This is a genomic window from Acetivibrio cellulolyticus CD2 (assembly GCF_000179595.2).
In the GTDB taxonomy this organism is placed as follows: domain Bacteria; phylum Bacillota; class Clostridia; order Acetivibrionales; family Acetivibrionaceae; genus Acetivibrio; species Acetivibrio cellulolyticus.
In genome coordinates, this window is record NZ_JH556653.1 from 1,383,266 (window position 1) to 1,401,357 (window position 18,092).

General features: G+C 36.9%; 18 protein-coding genes and 1 tRNA gene. 6 read left to right on the plus strand and 13 right to left on the minus strand.

Features of this window, described 5'->3' with window-relative positions; all coding sequences use genetic code 11:
* Positions 1–163 precede the first annotated feature (163 nt).
* A complete protein-coding gene (locus ACECE_RS0208175) occupies positions 164–688 on the minus strand; it encodes a shikimate kinase (protein ID WP_010246503.1) in 525 nt (174 codons plus the stop codon).
* 140 nt (positions 689–828) lie between these two features.
* Here ACECE_RS0208175 and ACECE_RS0208180 point away from each other — a divergent pair, with 140 nt between their 5' ends.
* The gene (locus ACECE_RS0208180) at positions 829–1,056 is read left to right on the plus strand and encodes a hypothetical protein (protein ID WP_010246505.1); all 228 of its coding nucleotides are present in this window, start codon (positions 829–831) and stop codon (positions 1,054–1,056) included.
* Between the two features lie 161 nt (positions 1,057–1,217).
* Here ACECE_RS0208180 and ACECE_RS0208185 read toward each other — a convergent pair whose 3' ends face one another.
* From ACECE_RS0208185 to rsxC, 6 genes are read right to left on the minus strand one after another with little or no spacing between them, the layout of a single operon-like run.
* The gene (locus ACECE_RS0208185) at positions 1,218–2,021 is read right to left on the minus strand and encodes an RnfABCDGE type electron transport complex subunit B (RefSeq protein ID WP_010246507.1); all 804 of its coding nucleotides are present in this window, start codon (positions 2,019–2,021) and stop codon (positions 1,218–1,220) included.
* A gap of 24 nt (positions 2,022–2,045) precedes the next feature.
* Positions 2,046–2,627 carry an electron transport complex subunit RsxA gene (rsxA, locus tag ACECE_RS0208190; RefSeq protein ID WP_010246509.1) on the minus strand — a complete coding sequence of 194 codons (582 nt, stop codon included), beginning with the start codon at positions 2,625–2,627 and terminating at the stop codon, positions 2,046–2,048.
* A gap of 6 nt (positions 2,628–2,633) precedes the next feature.
* Positions 2,634–3,293, minus strand: coding sequence for an electron transport complex subunit RsxE (gene rsxE, locus ACECE_RS0208195; RefSeq protein ID WP_010246511.1), 660 nt, complete (start codon positions 3,291–3,293; stop codon positions 2,634–2,636).
* A complete protein-coding gene (locus tag ACECE_RS0208200; RefSeq protein WP_010246513.1) occupies positions 3,293–3,886 on the minus strand; it encodes an RnfABCDGE type electron transport complex subunit G in 594 nt (197 codons plus the stop codon). Before ACECE_RS0208200 ends, rsxE begins: the two co-directional genes overlap by 1 nt.
* Positions 3,879–4,838 (minus strand): RnfABCDGE type electron transport complex subunit D, encoded by a 960-nt coding sequence (locus ACECE_RS0208205; RefSeq protein WP_010246515.1) that lies wholly within the window; start codon positions 4,836–4,838, stop codon positions 3,879–3,881. Before ACECE_RS0208205 ends, ACECE_RS0208200 begins: the two co-directional genes overlap by 8 nt.
* Before the next feature lies 1 nt (position 4,839).
* Complete coding sequence (rsxC, locus tag ACECE_RS0208210; protein WP_010246517.1) at positions 4,840–6,159, minus strand: electron transport complex subunit RsxC; 1,320 nt, start codon at positions 6,157–6,159, stop codon at positions 4,840–4,842.
* Between the two features lie 395 nt (positions 6,160–6,554).
* Here rsxC and ytvI point away from each other — a divergent pair, with 395 nt between their 5' ends.
* Positions 6,555–7,628 carry a sporulation integral membrane protein YtvI gene (gene ytvI / locus ACECE_RS0208215; RefSeq protein WP_010246519.1) on the plus strand — a complete coding sequence of 358 codons (1,074 nt, stop codon included), beginning with the start codon at positions 6,555–6,557 and terminating at the stop codon, positions 7,626–7,628.
* Here ytvI and prmC read toward each other — a convergent pair.
* The 3 genes from prmC to ACECE_RS0208230 form a co-directional block, all read right to left on the minus strand.
* On the minus strand, positions 7,606–8,496 hold the full coding sequence (gene prmC, locus ACECE_RS0208220; protein ID WP_010246521.1) for a peptide chain release factor N(5)-glutamine methyltransferase: 891 nt from the start codon (positions 8,494–8,496) through the stop codon (positions 7,606–7,608). The genes ytvI and prmC overlap by 23 nt on opposite strands.
* Complete coding sequence (locus tag ACECE_RS0208225; protein ID WP_010246523.1) at positions 8,474–9,457, minus strand: DUF1385 domain-containing protein; 984 nt, start codon at positions 9,455–9,457, stop codon at positions 8,474–8,476. Before ACECE_RS0208225 ends, prmC begins: the two co-directional genes overlap by 23 nt.
* A 276-nt stretch (positions 9,458–9,733) precedes the next feature.
* On the minus strand, positions 9,734–11,020 hold the full coding sequence (locus ACECE_RS0208230) for a DUF5667 domain-containing protein (protein WP_010246525.1): 1,287 nt from the start codon (positions 11,018–11,020) through the stop codon (positions 9,734–9,736).
* A gap of 272 nt (positions 11,021–11,292) precedes the next feature.
* Between ACECE_RS0208230 and ACECE_RS0208235 the strand changes: the two genes are divergently transcribed.
* Both ACECE_RS0208235 and ACECE_RS0208240 read left to right on the plus strand, forming a co-directional pair.
* Positions 11,293–12,207, plus strand: a complete 915-nt coding sequence (locus ACECE_RS0208235) for a helix-turn-helix domain-containing protein (protein WP_010246527.1) — start codon at positions 11,293–11,295, stop codon at positions 12,205–12,207.
* Between the two features lie 107 nt (positions 12,208–12,314).
* Positions 12,315–13,265: a WD40/YVTN/BNR-like repeat-containing protein gene (locus tag ACECE_RS0208240; protein WP_010246529.1), complete on the plus strand. Its 951-nt coding sequence runs from the start codon at positions 12,315–12,317 to the stop codon at positions 13,263–13,265.
* Between the two features lie 98 nt (positions 13,266–13,363).
* Here the strand turns inward: ACECE_RS0208240 and ACECE_RS0208245 are convergent, their stop codons facing one another.
* The 3 genes from ACECE_RS0208245 to ACECE_RS0208255 form a co-directional block, all read right to left on the minus strand.
* Positions 13,364–13,594, minus strand: coding sequence for a hypothetical protein (locus tag ACECE_RS0208245; protein ID WP_010246530.1), 231 nt, complete (start codon positions 13,592–13,594; stop codon positions 13,364–13,366).
* Positions 13,595–13,650: 56 nt separating this feature from the next.
* Positions 13,651–15,405, minus strand: coding sequence for a hypothetical protein (locus ACECE_RS26975; protein WP_010246532.1), 1,755 nt, complete (start codon positions 15,403–15,405; stop codon positions 13,651–13,653).
* 284 nt (positions 15,406–15,689) lie between these two features.
* Positions 15,690–15,766: transfer RNA gene (locus tag ACECE_RS0208255), tRNA-Arg, on the minus strand.
* A gap of 289 nt (positions 15,767–16,055) precedes the next feature.
* Here ACECE_RS0208255 and ACECE_RS0208260 point away from each other — a divergent pair.
* Both ACECE_RS0208260 and ACECE_RS0208265 read left to right on the plus strand, forming a co-directional pair.
* The gene (locus ACECE_RS0208260) at positions 16,056–17,036 is read left to right on the plus strand and encodes a DnaD domain protein (protein ID WP_010246534.1); all 981 of its coding nucleotides are present in this window, start codon (positions 16,056–16,058) and stop codon (positions 17,034–17,036) included.
* A 23-nt stretch (positions 17,037–17,059) separates the two neighbouring features.
* On the plus strand, positions 17,060–18,091 hold the full coding sequence (locus tag ACECE_RS0208265) for an ATP-binding protein (RefSeq protein WP_010246536.1): 1,032 nt from the start codon (positions 17,060–17,062) through the stop codon (positions 18,089–18,091).
* Position 18,092: the final 1 nt, after the last annotated feature.

The following is an 18,092-nucleotide window of genomic DNA, read 5'->3' on the forward strand; positions in this document are numbered from 1 at the left end:
AAAAGTGGGTTAGTCGTTGCGACTAACCCATGTAAAGGGGGTCAAAATGTATTTTGTGAGGTCAATATTATTATTGCCACAGATTCGGAATTTATATACATGTTTTCAAAAAAATTATTTAATTTAAAAAATTATTTGTGTATGTAGCATTAAATCTTACAACTTACTGACTATTATGTAACATCCCCTGCATAAATTTGTTCTTAATCTCGCTAACAATATCTTCAATGTGCTTATTGGAACAATTAATCATAATATCAGCATGTTTCTCATATAAATGTACCCTTTCATTATAAAGCTCTACTAAAGTCTTGTTGTTTTCCTTTGCTATTCCCCGGCTTGTTATATCCTTTAACCTATTATCAATCTCATCAAATCTCAACTTAAGATAAAACAGAGTGCCCTCCTTTTTTAACTGGTTAAGAGACAAATTGCTATATATAACGCTTCCACCAGTAGCTATCACATGATCTTTAACATCAATGCCTGCTACAACGCTTTCTTCCATTTCAAGAAACTTTTTTATACCCTCTCTATCGATAATATCCTGAAGAAACATCCCATATTTTTGTTGAATCAACAAATCAGTATCAATAAAAGGCTTTTTTAAAGCTTTTGCAAGCAGCACGCCTATTGTGCTTTTCCCAGCTCCCGGCATTCCTATTAATACAACATTTGACTTATTCATAGGCATCTCCTTACTAACGTTTTTTGGAAATAAAGTTTGATTTTTTTAGCTGTTTGAGAACAATAGCATTTGACAATAATATATATTACTCTGTTTTTTACGTTTTAAACAATTTTCTATAGATCCAAGGAGGATACAAAATGGACGACAATAATGAAATTCTAAACGCCGAAAGCTTAAATATTGACTCAACTTTAGAAAAGCTTTCACAAGAACTTGATGCAAATGAGACTCTCATACTTGATATAGGTAACAACTACTTTAACCAAACCGATGCTATTTACGATACACTCGTAATGAAAGGTTATGATGTAAGGAAATCCTTTAAAAATGGAAGAAATCAAATACTTGTAAGCAAAAAGCAATAAGTCATTTAGAACCCGCATACTTGAAATTCCAATGTTAACTAAACCAATAAGAATTTTCTTGGAAGTGTCAATCATATAATTGGCACTTTCTTTATTAAATAATACCACCAAAATCAATCTCTGTATTTATAATATTTCAGGTTATTACTTTATCCTGGCCCTTAAAGATTACACTTATATCGGTTGATTGCACCTGTAGGACACGCTTTCATACATTCCCCACAATTACTGCAAAGCTCAGGATTGATTTTTGCAAGTGTTCCGTTAACTGCTATAGCACTACTTGGACAAACCTTCGAGCATTTACCGCAGCCTATACACCCCACATTACAGTTTTTTCTTACCACAGCACCTTTATCCATACTTCTGCAAGAAACAATGTATTCATCAAATTTAGGAACCATTTCAATTATCTTTTTAGGGCATGCAGCCACACATTTTTCACAAGCTTTACACCTAGACTCAATAATTCTGGCAAGACCATCAATAATCTCTATTGCACCAAATGGACAAATTCTTGCACAGTTTCCCATCCCAACACACCCGTAAGTACAAGCTGATGGACCTCCAAAAAGGTTTGCTGCTGCAATACAATCTTCTATACCGGAATAGTCAAATTTTGTCTTACAAGAAGTGTATGTGCCTGCACACATTACCCTGGCAGTTTTAGCTACTGTCGATGCTGCTTTAACTCCCAGTATTTCGCCAATTTTCGTTGCAACCTTGTCACCACCCACAGGGCATCCGGTTACACTGCACTTTCCAGCTACAACACCTTCAGCAAATCCGTCGCAGCCTGTTTGACCACATGCACCACAGTTTGCCCCAGGTAATATTTCTCTTATTTTAGCAACCCGTTCATCAACTTTTACTTCAAACTTTTTAGAAGCCAAAGCCAAACCCAAGCCAAATATCAGGCCTAGACCTCCTACTAAACAAGTTGGAAACAACAACTCCTGTAACATAATTTCAACAACCTTTCCGTCAGACTATATTCCAAATAGCCCCTTGAATCCCAAAAATGCCATAGAAACTAGTGCTGCTGCAATAAGTGATATAGGCAGCCCTTTAAGCGACTCAGGAATATCACTGTACTCAAGCCTTTCCCTCACACCTGCAAACAACACCAATGCAAGTGTAAAACCAACTCCCGCAAAAAATCCATATAAAGTTGAGTTTAGTACATTGTAACCTTTATCAATATTAATAAGAGCAGCTCCCAATACAGCACAGTTTGTCGTTATGAGTGGAAGATATATACCCAGTGCCTTGTAAAGTGAGGGCAGAAACTTCTTAAGCACAACCTCAACAAACTGAACCAATGAAGCTATAATCAAAATGAAAACAATTGTATTTAAGTAATCAAGACCATACGGATTTAGAAATAAACCATATATTGCCCTTGTTATACAGGAAGAAATCGTCATAACAAAAATAACCGCACCACCCATACCAAGAGCAGTTTCCAGCTTTTTAGATACTCCCAGGAAAGGGCAGATACCTAAAAACTGTGATAAAACGAAATTATTCACTAATACAGCACTAATAGCTATTATCATTATCTCATTCATCAGACCCTACCCCTCCTTAACCTTTCCCGATGCACCGCAAGGTAGTGGACAGGATGCACAGCTCTTGTTTTCTGTTACATTCATAGCTGAAAACTTGTTTATAAGTCCCATTATTATTCCGAAAACCAGGAAACCGCCTGGAGGAAGTATCATAATAAGCGCAGGCTCAAACAAATTTGCAGTAACGGTTATTCCGAACCATGTTCCTGCTCCAAGCAATTCCCTAACAGAGCCAATGGTAAGCAGTGCAACTGTAAAACCTATTCCCATTCCTATACCATCAAGTATTGAGAGCAGCGCATTATTTTTATTTGCAAACATCTCGGCTCTTGCAAGTATAATACAGTTAACTACTATAAGCGGTATATATATTCCAAGCTCTTTATCCAACTCAGGAAGATATGCCTTTAGCAGCATCTGTATAATTGTAACAAATCCTGAAATGATCGTTATATAGGCAGGGATTCTCACCTTATCCGGAATCACCTTTCTAAGCAGTGAAATTACCAGATTAGAGCCTACCAAAACCGCTGTTGCAGCAAGTCCCATGCCAATCCCGTTTTTAGCAGAAGTAGTAACAGCAAGAGTAGGACACGTGCCAAGTACAAGTCTAAATACCGGATTCTCTTTTAAAATACCGTTAGTAAGAGTCTTTACTGCTTTCATCAAGAGTCCCCCTCTCTTTTTTTGAGCTCACCATCAACCTCTATTGCAGCCTGTACTGCTTTTATAACTGCTTTCGAGGTTATTGTAGCCCCACTTACTGCATCAATCTCCTCATCTTTTGAACTACCTGCTTTAACAACTGTCAAAGGCTCTTTAGGTGTTATACCTGCAAGCTGCGAAATAAACGCCTCGTCCCCAGCTTTAGATCCAAGCCCCGGCGTTTCACTATGGCTTACAATCTCAACACCTGTAGTCTTACCGCTATTATCTATACCAACAGCTACAGAAACAACACCTCCATAACCGATACTTTCAACTGAATAAACTCTACCGATTACTTCACCGTTTTTTAGGCTGTTATATGCCTTTTTAACAAGTCTTTCGTCCTCATTTGTTCCCGTAACAGACTCCAAGTCCTTTACTTCTTCAAAACTTTCTGCTGCGGAAAATACCTCTTTCCTGGCACTTTCCTCCTGCAATCTCACCTGCTCTTTGATTGCATCCTTTGTAGCATAGTTTGTAATTGCAAGTGCCATTGTTACTATAGTACAAATCAAAAACAAAACAATTGTAGGCTTAATTATATCACGCAACAGCTTTTTCACCTCCAAAACTTTTTGGCACCGTATATCTGTCAATAAGCGGAACGCATATATTCATAAGCAATATTGCAAAGGACACTCCTTCGGGGTAACCCGTGTAAAGACGTATGACTGCTGTCAGGATTCCACAGCCTATTCCCATAATTATTCGACCTTTGAAGGTAACCGGAGATGTAGTATAGTCAGTTGCCATAAAAAATGCTCCAATCATCAACCCCCCTGATAATATGTGGTAAAGCCAATCACCAGTAAATAACGTCTGACCTCTAAAAATCCAGGTTAAAATTGCAACGCTTCCAATATAAGTTACGGGTATTTCCAAGCCTATAACTCTTCTAAATAATAGATATACGGCTCCTATAAGCAGAGCTGCTACAGAGATTTCGCCTATACATCCCGCTTTATTTCCAATAAACAGATCCCAATATCCTACCAGATTTACTTCATTTCCCTTAACAAATTCTTTAATCTCAAAAAGCGGTGTAGCGCTTGAGATTGCATCAGGACCAGATTTTACAAACCCAGTCATCTGTTTTACATAGGCATTTAGTAAAAATACCCTAGCAACCAGTGCAGGATTCATAAAGTTTTGACCGAGACCACCAAATAGCTGTTTTACTATTACTATTGCAACAACTCCTCCAACTGCTACCATCCATAGAGGTAATGTAGAAGGAAGATTTAAAGCAAGCAACAGCCCTGTTACCACAGCGCTGAAATCAGATATGGTCGACTCCCTTTTCAAAACCTTCCTTGTCACATACTCTGATATTACACATGATAGAATCGAAACCACAATTACAAGAGCAGCACGTATTCCAAAAAAATATATACCCGCAAATGTTGCAGGAAGAAGCGCTATTACAACATCTATCATTATTCTCTGTGTACTCGAATTACCTCTAATATGAGGAGATGATGACACAACAAGTCTATTATCCAAGTTAACTTTCCCCTTTCGCAGCTGCCTGTCTTAATTGTGCTTTTCCAAGCCTTATTGACTGTACTAACTGAATCTTTGCCGGGCAGGAATAAGAGCAACTGCCACATTCTATGCAATCACTAACATGATATTTCTTAAGTTCTTCAATATTTTCCTTTAATGAATTGTTGTTCAAATAAAGTGGCAGCAAGTTCATTGGACACGCCCCAGCACATCTGCCACACCTTATACAAGCAGTGGATTTCGGAAGAACAGCCTCCTTTTCATCAAATGCAAGAAGTGCATTCGTATGCTTAAGAACAGAGGTTTCCAGTGAAAATTGGGCTATCCCCATCATAGGTCCACCCATGAGTACCTTTGCAGGAGGTACTTTAAAACCTCCGGTGAATTCAAATACATCCGACAGTGAAGTACCTATAAGAACCTCAACATTAGATGGATTTTTTACGGCAGATCCGTCAACAGTAACTCTCTTTTTTATAAGTGGCATTCCCGTCTTTATATACTCTGATACAAATGAAATGCTGTTAACGTTCATAACTATAACACCAACATCGGCTGGAAGCTTCCCAGAAGGAACTTTCCTTCCTGTAGTAGCATATATAAGCATTTTCTCCGCGCCTTGCGGGTAGCGAGATTTTAGCTCTACTACATTGATTTTGTCGCTCTTAGATGCCAGGTGTGTCATTTCTTTTATTGCTTCCGGCTTATTGTCCTCAATTCCAATAAGGACATTCTTTATTTTCAACGCCTCTATTACAATATCTATTCCGTCCATGACATTCCAGGAGTTTTCAATTATCTCCCTGTAGTCTGAAGTAATGAATGGCTCACATTCCGCGGCATTAACAATTAGTGTATCAATTTTTTTACCTTGAGGGGGTGAAAGCTTGATATGTGCTGGGAACCCGGCTCCACCCAAACCAACCAGACCGGATTTTCTTATAGCACCAATAAATTCCTCACAGTTTGTGTATTTCGGAGGCTTAATACTCGCATCAACCTTCTGCATGCCATCAGTTTTAATTTCAACTGATGTAACATAAACACCTCCCGCATAAAGCATTGGTGAAACGTCGGTTACAATACCTGAAACACTTGAATGCACAGGCGCAGAAACAAATTTGTCCGAGTTTCCAATCACCTGCCCCACCTTAACTTCGTCACCTTTTTTAACATGCGGATCGCAGGGCGTGCCTATATGCTGAAGCATCGGTATAATAACCTTTTGAGGTACTGTCATTTTAACTGTTTCACAATTTTCAGTTCTTTTGAAATGAGGAACTGTCGTCCCACCTTTAAACATCCTTTTTAACAACATACACCCAACCCCATTTTATCTATATTAACTTTAATAATATAAAAACTCGTACTTGATTTCTACATGATAATTTTGCCGTTTAATTAACATTTTTTAAGCAAGGCAATTCCTGATTATTCTGTATTGGAATATCCTTCCTCTAGCTTATAATTATATTTATTATTTCATTGCAAGTCAATTGAATAATTCATCTAAGCACTTAGTCTAAAGTACATTTCCAACACTGTAAACTTCTAATTTTTTTATATAAAAACGCGTTTAATATCCTAAGCCTCATGCTTTGAAAAATTACGTTACATGTTACAGCATACAATTCATTTTTATTTGTTGATTTTGTCTTTTATACTAAAGATTCATCATATATTTAATACAAAGAGGGGAGGTATAGGTCAAATATGCTAACTATTTTTAAACGATATGGGAATCAATTGGCAAGTATTTTAATTGTTGCAGGTTTACTTTTTGGAGCATATGTTGGTATAAAGTATGTAATAGCATTTCTCGCCCCCTTTATCCTTGCCGTTATAATATCCAGTATTAATGAGCCGGTTGTCCGTTTTCTTGAATCAAAAGCAAAAATGGACAGAAAAGCCGCTTCCATAAGCTCTTTGATCTTAAGTGTATGTGTTATTGCTGCTATTGCAGTGTTGGTATTGTTTAAAACGTACGGTGAGCTCATCAAACTCCAGCGAAATCTTCCTGCCTATATAGACAGCAGCTCATATATTTTATCGGGTTACTATTCAAGGATAAACTCCTTTTACAACAACCTTCCATATCAAGTACAAAGCAGCTTTCGGGAAAACCTCCTTGTTTTTCTACCAAAAATTGAAGGGCTAATAACCTCTATTGCCACATCAATAATTAATAGTATAACATCACTGCCCAAGCTTGGAGTTTTTACCACAGTCACCCTGCTTTCATCGTATTTTATAAGCAGTGACAGGAAAAATATAAGAAACTTTATATACAGGCAAATACCAAACAGATCTCAGAAAAACTTCTATACTGTGAAGAACGGCACTGTATCCTCAATATTCGGTTACTTTAGAGCGCAAATGATAATTATGACTGTCACATTTGTTGTGTCCACCCTTGGCTTTATAATAATAAATACCGAATATGCAGTTCTAATGGGGTTAATCACTGCATTAGCCGACGGTATTCCACTACTCGGCTCAGGCATCGTCATGATACCTTGGATAATCTGGAACTTCATAACCGGTAATATCAGGATGGGTCTGGGTCTATCAAGCGTTTATCTCTTTGCTGTTATAGTAAGGCAAATTATCGAGCCCAAGATTGTTTCCAACCAAACAGGCCTTCACCCGCTTGTAACTCTAATTTCAATGTATCTGGGCCTTATGATATTCGGGGTAACCGGCCTGTTCATAGGCCCTATAATAATGATTTTCCTAAAGAGCCTGCATTCATCCGGTGTTGTAACTATTTGGAACGAATCCCCATAACTACACGCTCAATCCCGGCAAGATCTCTTTCTATTTTAAGATTGTCAAAGCTGTCTTTCATTATTTTCAAGACTTCTTGAGACTGGTCATATCCTACCTCAAATGCAAGAAGTCCATTTGGCTTTAAATAACGGATTGAATCTTTTGTGATTCTCCTATAAAAATCAAGGCCATCGCAACCTCCATCTAAAGCAGATCTAGGCTCAAAATCCTTAACCTGCTTTTCAAGAGTCTCAATATCTTGTACCGGTATATAGGGAGGATTTGAAACAATTATATCAAAATCACCTGATGTAACATTATCAAACAAATTGCTCTCTATAAACGTTATTCTATCCTCCACGCCACATTTCTGAGCATTTTTTCGCGCCATCTCAAGTGCCCCTTTAGAAATATCTACAGCTGTAACTCTGCTGTTTTTAATAAAGTAAGCCAAACTTATTGCAATGCAGCCTGAACCGGTTCCAACATCTAATATATCAATATTCCCTTTTCCACTGGCAAATTGAATTACCGATTCGACCAAGATTTCAGTATCCTGTCTGGGTATCAATACATCCGGCGATACTATAAAATCCAAAGACATAAACTCTTGAGAGCCTGTTATATATTGAAGCGGCTCACCATTAATTCTCCTTTTTATTGCCTCTAAAAAACTATTAAACTGGGAGTTATTCAATATATAGTCATCGTGGGAATAAAGATAGGCCTTATCGCAGCCTAAAACATGGCATAATATTGCCCCGGCTGTAACTACCGGGGCCTCTATATTTGATAACTTTAGCATCTTACTGCCTTCTGTAAAAGCTTGCTTTAAAATCACTTTCTTCTTCCTTTCCAAAACATTACCATTTATCTTCACCTTCATTGGTAGTATCCAAAACATTATTCATAGCTTCAATAGCTACTTCTACCATACTGTCATCAGGCTCTTTGGTTGTATACTTTTGAAACATCATACCAGGAACATTTAGCAACTGTACAACTTTGGATTCGCTTTTTCCTGCAAATTTTATAATTTCATAGGAAATACCTGCAACCACCGGCAACAGTAACAACCTTATTATCATGTTTTTCCATGCTTCATTATACCATCCTGCAAATGAAAACACCAGAATACTAACAACCATAACAGTGAACAGGAATGAGGTACCACAACGCGGATGCTTGGTTGAGTACTTTTGAACATTCTCAACAGTAAGCTTTTCTCCATGCTCATAGCAGTGAATGGTTTTGTGCTCCGCACCATGATACTGCCAAACCCTTTTTATATCATTAAGCTTTGATATCAATACAATATACGCAAAAAACAAAACTATTTTAACTACGCCCTCAACAAGATTGTAAAATATGACTCCGGTATTGGTATCTTTATTAAAGTGGAAAAAACCTGCAATAAAGTTTGGCAGAAGGATAAAAAGCCCTACGCTGAATACCAAGGATATGACAACCGAAATGTATATTAAAGCATCCTGTAGTTTATCACCAAACACTTTACCTAAAAACTTATCAAAAAATTGGTCAACCTTTGAAGGTTCTTTACCTTCTTCCTCTTCAACCTCAAGATCAACAAACTCCGCTGAAAACATTAAAGCCTTTATACCAACAACCATTTGTTTAACAAGGCCAACAACACCTCTTACCAAAGGCAGTTTGGAAAATTTACTTCTCTTTGGCAAAGGCCTCTTTTCTACAATTATTTCCCCATCAGGCTTTCTTACTGCAATAGCTATATTGTTGGGTCCCATCATCATCAAGCCTTCAATAAGCGCTTGTCCGCCTATACTAGTCATATGCGTTGGTTTATTATATATATCTGAATTATTCATTTTTGACCTCATTTCGCATTTTCTTTTTATTATACTCCATACATCTTTTAAACTCAAGCAAAGTAAACATGCACCAATTGTAAATTTTGTATGAACTCAGCCAAATAAAAAAGTCAGCTTCGCCGATTTATAGCTAGGGTATTCCTCTGCAGCAAACAGCCTTTCAGTAGACTTTTTTGATGCCAGAAAGAAATGCACTTTCTTAGGCATTAAAAATAGGCTTTATGAGTTCATCTCAACTCATAAAGCCCAATATCGGTTAAGTATTACAATCTACTAATGATTTTTGCCGTTCCTTTGCATGCCTTTTCCCCTGAAGCCGTTTTCATCTTTTCTTCCGTTATCTTCTATAGCCTTGTCAGCGTTTACTTCTGTTTTTTCCTGTTCTTTTTCAATTTTCCTTTCACATTTTTTATCTGGATTTTCGCACTGTCCTTCAATCTTCTCACACTTTTCTATCTTCTTTTCAACTGGCTTTACAGCAGCTTGTTCCGCATTAGCCTCTGTTGCCTGTTTATTTTCTGCTTCTATTTTTTCTGCAGCTTCTATATTTCCCATAATTTTTTCATGCTTATTTCCATGCTTTTTATTACACTGCTGCATCATTACAATTTTTTCATCTATTTTTGGCAATTTGTCTTTTTTGTCCTTATCTTTACATTTTCCCATATTAAGCTCATCCATTATTTCTTTCTTATACTCTTTTAACTCGTCTTTTATTTCTTCCATTTCCTTCTTATTTTCAACAGCAGCCTTCAACTTTTCTTCCGCTGCTGCAACAGCAGTTTTATCCCCTGATTTCTGCGCTGCCTTCAGTTCTCGTTCTGCAACCTTTTGTTCCTTGTCAGCCTCTTTTAAATTTGATTTTGCAGTAGCAAAAGTACTTTCAACTATTGATCTTTTTGCAATTTTCTCAACTGCTTCCTTCAGACTTGCTTCAGATTCTTTAGGAATAACTCCTGAAACCTTAATAATTATTTTATCTGCTGTTTGTTTGGTAATCTCAATACCATTAAAAACATACTCTAGATCCTTATCCTTTTCTGTTGCAGCTTCAGCTTTTTTGTTTGCCTGATCTACTGTTTTTATGTATGCTTTCATTACTTTTTCCATCAGTTTGTAGTTTTTCTTTTCTGTCATTATCTGAGCCTCAGCAAGTCTTTCGTTTGCGAAGCTCAAGAGCAGTTCTGCTTTTCCTTCATCTGAAAATGTCAGGTTCACCTGTACACTCTCAATCATCCGCTCCAACCCATATATTGGACTGTCAGGTGTTATACCTGCTTTATCATCCTTCGAATCAACTTTAGAAGTTGCTGTTGCCTTTACAGTTGTTGTCGGTGTTGATGTTATAGTTGTTGTTGGTGTTACTTTTATAGTTGCCGTTGGTGTTGATGTTACCACCACCGACGGAGTTACCGTTGGCACTATTGTTACTTTTGGTGTTGCTGTCACTGCTATAGTGGGTGTAGCAGTTGGTGTGGGACTATTTTCTGCATGTACACTCATAGAGCTTAAAGAAACAAACATAAAAGTTGATAAAAAAATTAAACCTATCTTTTTCATTTACATTTCCTCCGTTTATCCACAATATAATTATAATAGTAATACGAAATATAGTAATTGAAATTAGGGGTTGATTTGTATTTTCAAAAAAATATTTGCTGTTATCACCATATGCAATAATACAATTTATTCTTAGATTTCCATATTTACCTCACTAAACATTAGTAAGTTCGGTTACAGATTATAAATATTTACGTTATGGAAAACAATGTGTTATTATATTATCAGCATTTTGTTTATTAAATTTAAGTCTACTTTCAGGAGATATTTAGATGGAATATGTAACTATTGGAAGAGAAATATATCCCGGTATGGTTATATCATTATTTTGTGACTCAGAATATAAATTTGATCAGGACTGTAATGCTTGCAATCTATTCCGTTTGATTATAATCGAAGAAGGCTCAGGTATCGCAAAACTCAATAATAAAAGGTTTCTTCTTAATGCGCCTTCACTTCTTTGTGTTAGTGAAACAGAATCCCTCTGCCTTGAGCAAGGCTCAAACATTAAAGCTAAATCTCTATATTTTCATCCATGTGCCGTGAACAGCAATTTTAACTTCAGTACAATACGTAATAATAACAACGCTTTATCCCCAACTGAAGTAAACGACTGCACTTGCCTCCAACCATATTATACAAGGACTTCCGAGTATGCTGGATATTTAAATATAGGCCCGCTTACCTTAAAGAGAATGCTTCAGCTTTTTGATTTGATAAATAATGAATTAACAAGACAAAAGGATGAATTCTGGCCATGTAGGGGCAGATCATACTTTTTAGAGCTTTTATTTATTGTAGAAAGAATTTATTTCAATCCTGAAATAACTAAAGAGCCCGTACTGCCTGATCACCCAAATGATATTGACTCTGTAATTCTTTATTTGCACACAAACTACCAGAAAAAGATTACAATAGAAGAGCTCACCAAAAGCTTTCACATCAATAGAAATACCCTCAGAGAGCGCTTTGAGGCAGCTACCGGTATGTCAGTACTGACTTATCTGATAAACTTACGTCTTCGTATAGCCGCTTTAATATTAAAAGATACTACAGTACCAGTATCTGAAATTGTGGATCGTGTCGGTTTTAATGACAATACAAATTTCGGACGTGCATTCCGTAAAGCGTATGGGTGTTCGCCTACAGAGTACAGACAGGAATATTGCTGGTTGTTGAAGGGATAACTGAATTATGCAAAAATGCAGAGTAATTATGCTATTAAGCTATTAAAATAAAAACATCTTCCTGCTAAACTATATTCAAATAATACTTTTTAACAGGGGGAATTAATATGCCTTTAATTAAAGCACTTTTTTCCGTAATTATAATTTACACTTTACTTTTAACCGGTTGTAGTGTTAATGAAGCTCCAACTAAACCAACCGACAAAATTGCCAATCCTGTCCCGAGCGATTCCTCAACCATAAGTTCAGAAACGGAATCGCCCTGGGAAATTGCATTCAAATCAACTTTTGATGAATCAACTTTTACACTGGCAGGTTTTGAAGATGATTCTACAGGAATATTGATGGGACATCATGGTGCAATTCATTACACAAAAGATGGCGGCAAAACTTGGTCAAAAGCTGCAAATGAAGCGCATCATGTTATAGGTCTCGACTTCGTGGACGATAAAAGCGTATACTGCTGCGGAGATCAGGGGACTATAAGATATTCCAATGATGCCGGTGCAAGTTGGACTAAGCTTCCGGAATATGATCCGCTAGATCAGGATCCCTATATTTTTACTTCTTTTGTAAATCATAAATCCGGTTGGGTAGCATCTACCAGTAAACTAGGTTCTACTTCAGACGGCGGCAATACCTGGACCACTCTCAAACTGCCGGAGTCATGCAAGAAAATCGCCTCAATAAACTTAAGTACAGAGTCTATAGGATACATACTGGACACTTCAGGAAACCTATATATAACAAATGACAGTGGCATTAACTGGACTCAAAAATCACTAAACCTCAAAGATACTGAAAAAATAAACGGACTTGCAGCTGCCCAGGTTGCTGTTATACGATTTGCCGACGAAAATAATGGCCTGGCGATATTTTACAATAAAGACGGACAACTAAAAGCTTTAAGAACTGCGGACGGAGGCAACAGTTGGAAAAACGAAGCAATGCCTGAAATGAAGTCGGGATATATTTATCTGAATAGAAATCTACAAACATTGACCATAGCAAACTCCCTAGATGGAGAAATTACTGTACTAAAACATACTGTAAAATAGCTCTATGTACTGCATATTTCCTAATAACTCCATTTAAAATGGTGTTGCAAAGTCTTAGGGGGCGATATCAAACCCGCCCCCCTAAATCATTTGCTTTTCTAGCTGTCATATTCCTTATTTTCGTTAATAAAAATCTTAACATAACTGGAGTCCGAAATGTTAATATTTATTCCACCATTGTCACAAGTCACTTGCTCATCAACCTCCGGCAGTTCTGGTTCTACTGATGTTCCGCTTTCTGAGCAATGTCCCGGGCCTATAAGTCCATTGTTATAGTTATCAAGTGTAGCCGCCCAACTGTTAACCTGATTCCTCTGTGCTCTGCTCAAACTACTCCAATCTGCCGCATTATGTGTTGCAAGGAAGGAATCGGCTGCAGAAATAATTACACAACAGCTGTAGGATCTGCTCCATTATCTATATTCAATTTAGCGCCTAAGAGTTGAGCATATAGTTTGTTAATACCATTAGAGGCATCCCCTGAGAAGCTTAATATTGCGACAGCCTGTTCTGGAGTTGTAACTTGAATAGATTTTGCTCCATTTGGTGTTCCAAGCCATATAGGAAGATGCTTACTTACTAAATCGGGGTTATTGCCGGTAAATCCTGCATGAGTCTTCCAGTAGCCGATTGTAAAGGTACAACCGGCACATGGCACTTTTACATATACAGTAGCCGTATCGCTTCCGGTAGCTCCTGTATCTGCTGTAGTGAAAGTAGCAGTATTTACAACTGTCCTGTTTCCACAGTTTGAATAAGGCCCAATTTCCCTTTTATAATTTAAAGTCTGGGTTGTTGGATCAAGTACATTAGCTTCACCTACAGTTCCATACAAATCATCGCTTATAGAAACGCTCTCATCAATTATCTCAGTAGGATCACTGAATATAACATTAGCTTGGGCACTAAAGGATGTTTCTCCTATAGCCTCAGGCGTGTTTCCGGTATATGAAAATCTGTAGTTCAGGATTGTTACTGTTACGGTATTTATTCTGGTAGTTTTGTCAAGAATCTGTCCTGGAGTTGTCATATATCCACAGATATGTGTCTCTCCACCAGCTAAAACGAATGGGAAACTTCCAATTGTTTGACAGGTTACCGTAACGGGTCCAACCCCTGAAATCTCATCTGTAATACCTAGAATAGTTGCAGATATAGGTGCATTGTTCGTTACAGTGATTGTTCCTGATGCCATAAAGTTGCCATCTACAGGCATCGGAATAACGCTTACCCTGTAATAAGCATTGTGTATACCTCCAATCGGAAGGGTAATAATGGTTGTATCTGCAAAGTTGATATCATCTTCAGACACTTTCTTATCAATAGACCAGTTATAAGTCCTTGTATATGAAGTAGTGGCAGTTTTACTTACGTTAAGAATATTACAGTTTACAGTTACTGTAGCAGAATCTGAAGGACCGATTGTTTTGTCATCTTCATAAATTATTGTAGCAGTATTTGTAAGGGTCCCTTTGTCCGAATCACAACTGAAAGTTTTTTCATAAGTAAGGGTTTCTGTATGGGTAATCCCTGTAAAAAGCACCCCATTAGTATCTGTTACCTCTATACTGCCATGAATAGACGTAGGCGTGCCAGGAAGAATTGTATCAGCTGATGGGCTTGGTCCGAAAGGAGTTCCAAGATGTCCTGAATGGTTGGTAATTGTTATATCCGCTGTTACCTTATAGGTTGCACCAGGAACAACATAATCAACGGGTTCGGTAGGTATTGTTATTGAATAATCATAGCAATAACTTGCACCAGATTGGATGATAGGCATTCCAGATAAATCAACAACACGAGCAGTGTCTGACAGCGGCACGTTTTCAAATCCTCCGTCTGGGTTATATGCAAGGTTCAGCAAAATTGATAGATTTTCAGTTGCTACAGCTCCACCATTAGTTACACATACCTGACCTGTTATTACCGCTAAGTCCGTACCTTCATCCTTAGATACAGTGATTGAATATAATGAAACACCTTGGTCCCCGCGGAATAGATCCCATTTTTCCGGATTTACAGTTTTATCAATTGTCCACTTAAAGGTTCGGGTGTATTCGGCTGAGGCAGTAACTGATGCAGTAAGTGTAGTTCCAGATTGATCCGTTGGGGCAGTTCTAATTCCATCTTGATCTGACATAAAATAATCCATCTCCTTAATATAATACACAATATATTTCTAATATATATTATGTATACCTCAATAGAGTGTGCCCACATAATTTGGCATTGACTCAAATTATATCTTCGTTTACTGTATAAAAATTTGGAGAATTGAGCTTAAACCTATTTGATTACGTAAACAGTATTTGAGAATAATGTAGATTAGCCTGTTGTTATAAATAATTTAACACCCTGACTATATAAACCATGGCATAAAAATAGAGAGTATATGCTACAAAGCATATACTCTCTATTTTCATCTGGCGCGCCCAATAGGAGTCGAACCCATAACCTTCTGATCCGTAGTCAGACACTCTATCCAATTGAGCTATGAGCGCATCCATAAAGCGAACATATAATATAATAATACATCTTTAGAAAAAAATCAACCACATTATTTTCTTTTATTAGCACAACTATCCATAAATATTGAGATATATCTGTAATTTGCAAATTATTTCTTAACCATATAGAAACAGTGAAATAATTTGTTTAATAATTAGAATATATCCCAAGAATGCGATAAACGAGGTTTATTCTTCCTGCAATTTGTCAAAGTTATATGATATAATGATAACGGTTTTATGCAAGAATATTTTCCCAAAACACATTAGAGGGAGCGTAACTATGTTATTTGAATCCTATAAATCGATCCTTTATTCCGATACTTTAATTCCTGATATTTTCATCACCGAGTATATGCCTATGATGAGTGCAGAAAGTTTAAAGGTTTATGTATATTGCCTTTTTCTAAGTAAACACGGTAAAAATGCCTCAGTAGAGGAGTTTGCCAAAAGTTTGGGGATGGATATAGATAAAGTAAAGGAATGTATATCAAACCTTGAAAACTTAGGAGTACTCACATGGAAGCTAGATGGCATTGTTCTCCACGATTTAAAGGAAAAAGAAATAAAAAAGATGTACAGGCTTAAATCTACTTCTTCCCCTGAGGAAGCTGTCAACAACTTTGATAAAAATAAGAAGCGCAATGAAATTATATATACTATAAATAATACATTTTTCCAGGGTGTAATGTCGCCTTCGTGGTACACAGATATCGATGCCTGGTTTGACAGGTATAAATTCGATGAAGATGTAATGTTTTCCTTATTCCAGTATTGTTTTGACCATAAAGGGCTTGTTAAGGCATACATAGAAAAGGTTGCCGAGAACTGGAAGATCAGGAATATTCGTAATTCCTTTGATCTGGATAACTATTCTATTGAGCAAAAGAAATTCAAAGATGTCCGCGGAGCAATAATTAAAAAATTGAAGCTTGGAAGAAACCTCACAGAATACGAAGATGCGTATGTAGAAAAGTGGGTTATGGACTATAAGTACAATTTCGAAATAATTGAGCTTGCACTTAAGAAAACAACAGCCAAATCAAGCCCAAATTTCAATTACATAAACAGTATTATAACTGATTGGTTTACCAATGGCTTAAAATCCAAGGAAGAAATAATGCTATATGATGCAAATAGAAAGAAAAATGCTGCAAAAACCAGTGTAACAACCCATCCAGTGCCAGGTGCACCTCAACAGGGTAACTTTGAGCAAAGAAAGTACGAAGAAGGTTATCTTGATAGCCTGTACGAAAATGCATAATGTAAAGGGTTTTTGGAGGTTTTATGTATAAGAATATAAACGTTTTAATTCAGAATGAATATGATAAAAGGCAAAAGGACATATACGATGAACTAATATTAAGAAAAGAAGAGATATATTCAAAGATACCGAGGATCGAAGAAATTGATAATGCGATTCAGTTTACCGGTATTAAATATACCAAGATGATCCTTCAGGATGCTGGTGTAGCAGATTCTTTGGTTAATGAACTACGTGATAAACTGGACAACCTTAAGAATGAAAAAGCATTGCTGCTTAATGAATTTTCATATCCTTCTGACTATCTTGATCCAAAATATCACTGCATTTCATGTAAAGATACCGGCTATATTAGTAGCCTGGGCAAAACAGAAAAATGCGCCTGCTATAAGCAGAAATATATAGATAATTTGTACAACCAGTCAAACTTGAAACTTGCTCTGTATGAAAACTTTACAAAGTTTGACGTAAGCTACTATCCGGATGTTGTTGATGAAGTGAGGTATGGCATCAGAATATCCCCAAGAAATAATATTTCTAAGATAAAGGAACGGGTTGCAAACTTTGTAGATAACATTGACTCGCCAGACAATAAAAACTTGTTCTTCAGCGGTCCTACAGGTGTTGGTAAAACCTTTATGATAAATTGTTTAGCTGCCGAACTTTTAAACAGAGGCAGAACAGTGCTATATCAAACTGCACCTTCACTATTTACCATTATCAATGAGTACAAGCTGAAAAACTTTAAGGAAACCGATTATGAAGATTCAAGCTATGATAACATATTTGAAGTCGAGGTTCTGATTATTGACGACCTTGGAACTGAATCTCCCTCTGCAGCAAGGTATGCAGAACTTTTAAACATACTCAATTCAAGGCAGGACAAAAACCTTGAACGCCCATGCAAAACTATAATTGCTACAAATATGGGCGTCGGCAAGCTTAATGAATACTATGATGAAAGAGTAGCTTCAAGGATAATAGGAAGTTTTGACCTGTTTAAATTTGCAGGAGAGGATATCCGCATGCTCAAGAAAAACGGGCCAACTCCATAAT

What these genes read in the sequence shown, in the direction of transcription:
- ACECE_RS0208175 (WP_010246503.1), bottom strand. Translation starts at nt 688, where the DNA reads ATGAATAAGTCAAATGTTGTATTAATAGGAATGCCGGGAGCTGGGAAA.
- ACECE_RS0208180 (WP_010246505.1), top strand. Translation starts at nt 829, where the DNA reads ATGGACGACAATAATGAAATTCTAAACGCCGAAAGCTTAAATATTGAC.
- ACECE_RS0208185 (WP_010246507.1), bottom strand. Translation starts at nt 2,021, where the DNA reads ATGTTACAGGAGTTGTTGTTTCCAACTTGTTTAGTAGGAGGTCTAGGC.
- rsxA (WP_010246509.1), bottom strand. Translation starts at nt 2,627, where the DNA reads ATGAATGAGATAATGATAATAGCTATTAGTGCTGTATTAGTGAATAAT.
- rsxE (WP_010246511.1), bottom strand. Translation starts at nt 3,293, where the DNA reads ATGAAAGCAGTAAAGACTCTTACTAACGGTATTTTAAAAGAGAATCCG.
- rsxC (WP_010246517.1), bottom strand. Translation starts at nt 6,159, where the DNA reads ATGTTGTTAAAAAGGATGTTTAAAGGTGGGACGACAGTTCCTCATTTC.
- ytvI (WP_010246519.1), top strand. Translation starts at nt 6,555, where the DNA reads ATGCTAACTATTTTTAAACGATATGGGAATCAATTGGCAAGTATTTTA.
- prmC (WP_010246521.1), bottom strand. Translation starts at nt 8,496, where the DNA reads ATGAAGGTGAAGATAAATGGTAATGTTTTGGAAAGGAAGAAGAAAGTG.
- ACECE_RS0208225 (WP_010246523.1), bottom strand. Translation starts at nt 9,457, where the DNA reads ATGAATAATTCAGATATATATAATAAACCAACGCATATGACTAGTATA.
- ACECE_RS0208230 (WP_010246525.1), bottom strand. Translation starts at nt 11,020, where the DNA reads ATGAAAAAGATAGGTTTAATTTTTTTATCAACTTTTATGTTTGTTTCT.
- ACECE_RS0208235 (WP_010246527.1), top strand. Translation starts at nt 11,293, where the DNA reads ATGGAATATGTAACTATTGGAAGAGAAATATATCCCGGTATGGTTATA.
- ACECE_RS0208240 (WP_010246529.1), top strand. Translation starts at nt 12,315, where the DNA reads ATGCCTTTAATTAAAGCACTTTTTTCCGTAATTATAATTTACACTTTA.
- ACECE_RS26975 (WP_010246532.1), bottom strand. Translation starts at nt 15,405, where the DNA reads ATGTCAGATCAAGATGGAATTAGAACTGCCCCAACGGATCAATCTGGA.
- ACECE_RS0208260 (WP_010246534.1), top strand. Translation starts at nt 16,056, where the DNA reads ATGTTATTTGAATCCTATAAATCGATCCTTTATTCCGATACTTTAATT.
- ACECE_RS0208265 (WP_010246536.1), top strand. Translation starts at nt 17,060, where the DNA reads ATGTATAAGAATATAAACGTTTTAATTCAGAATGAATATGATAAAAGG.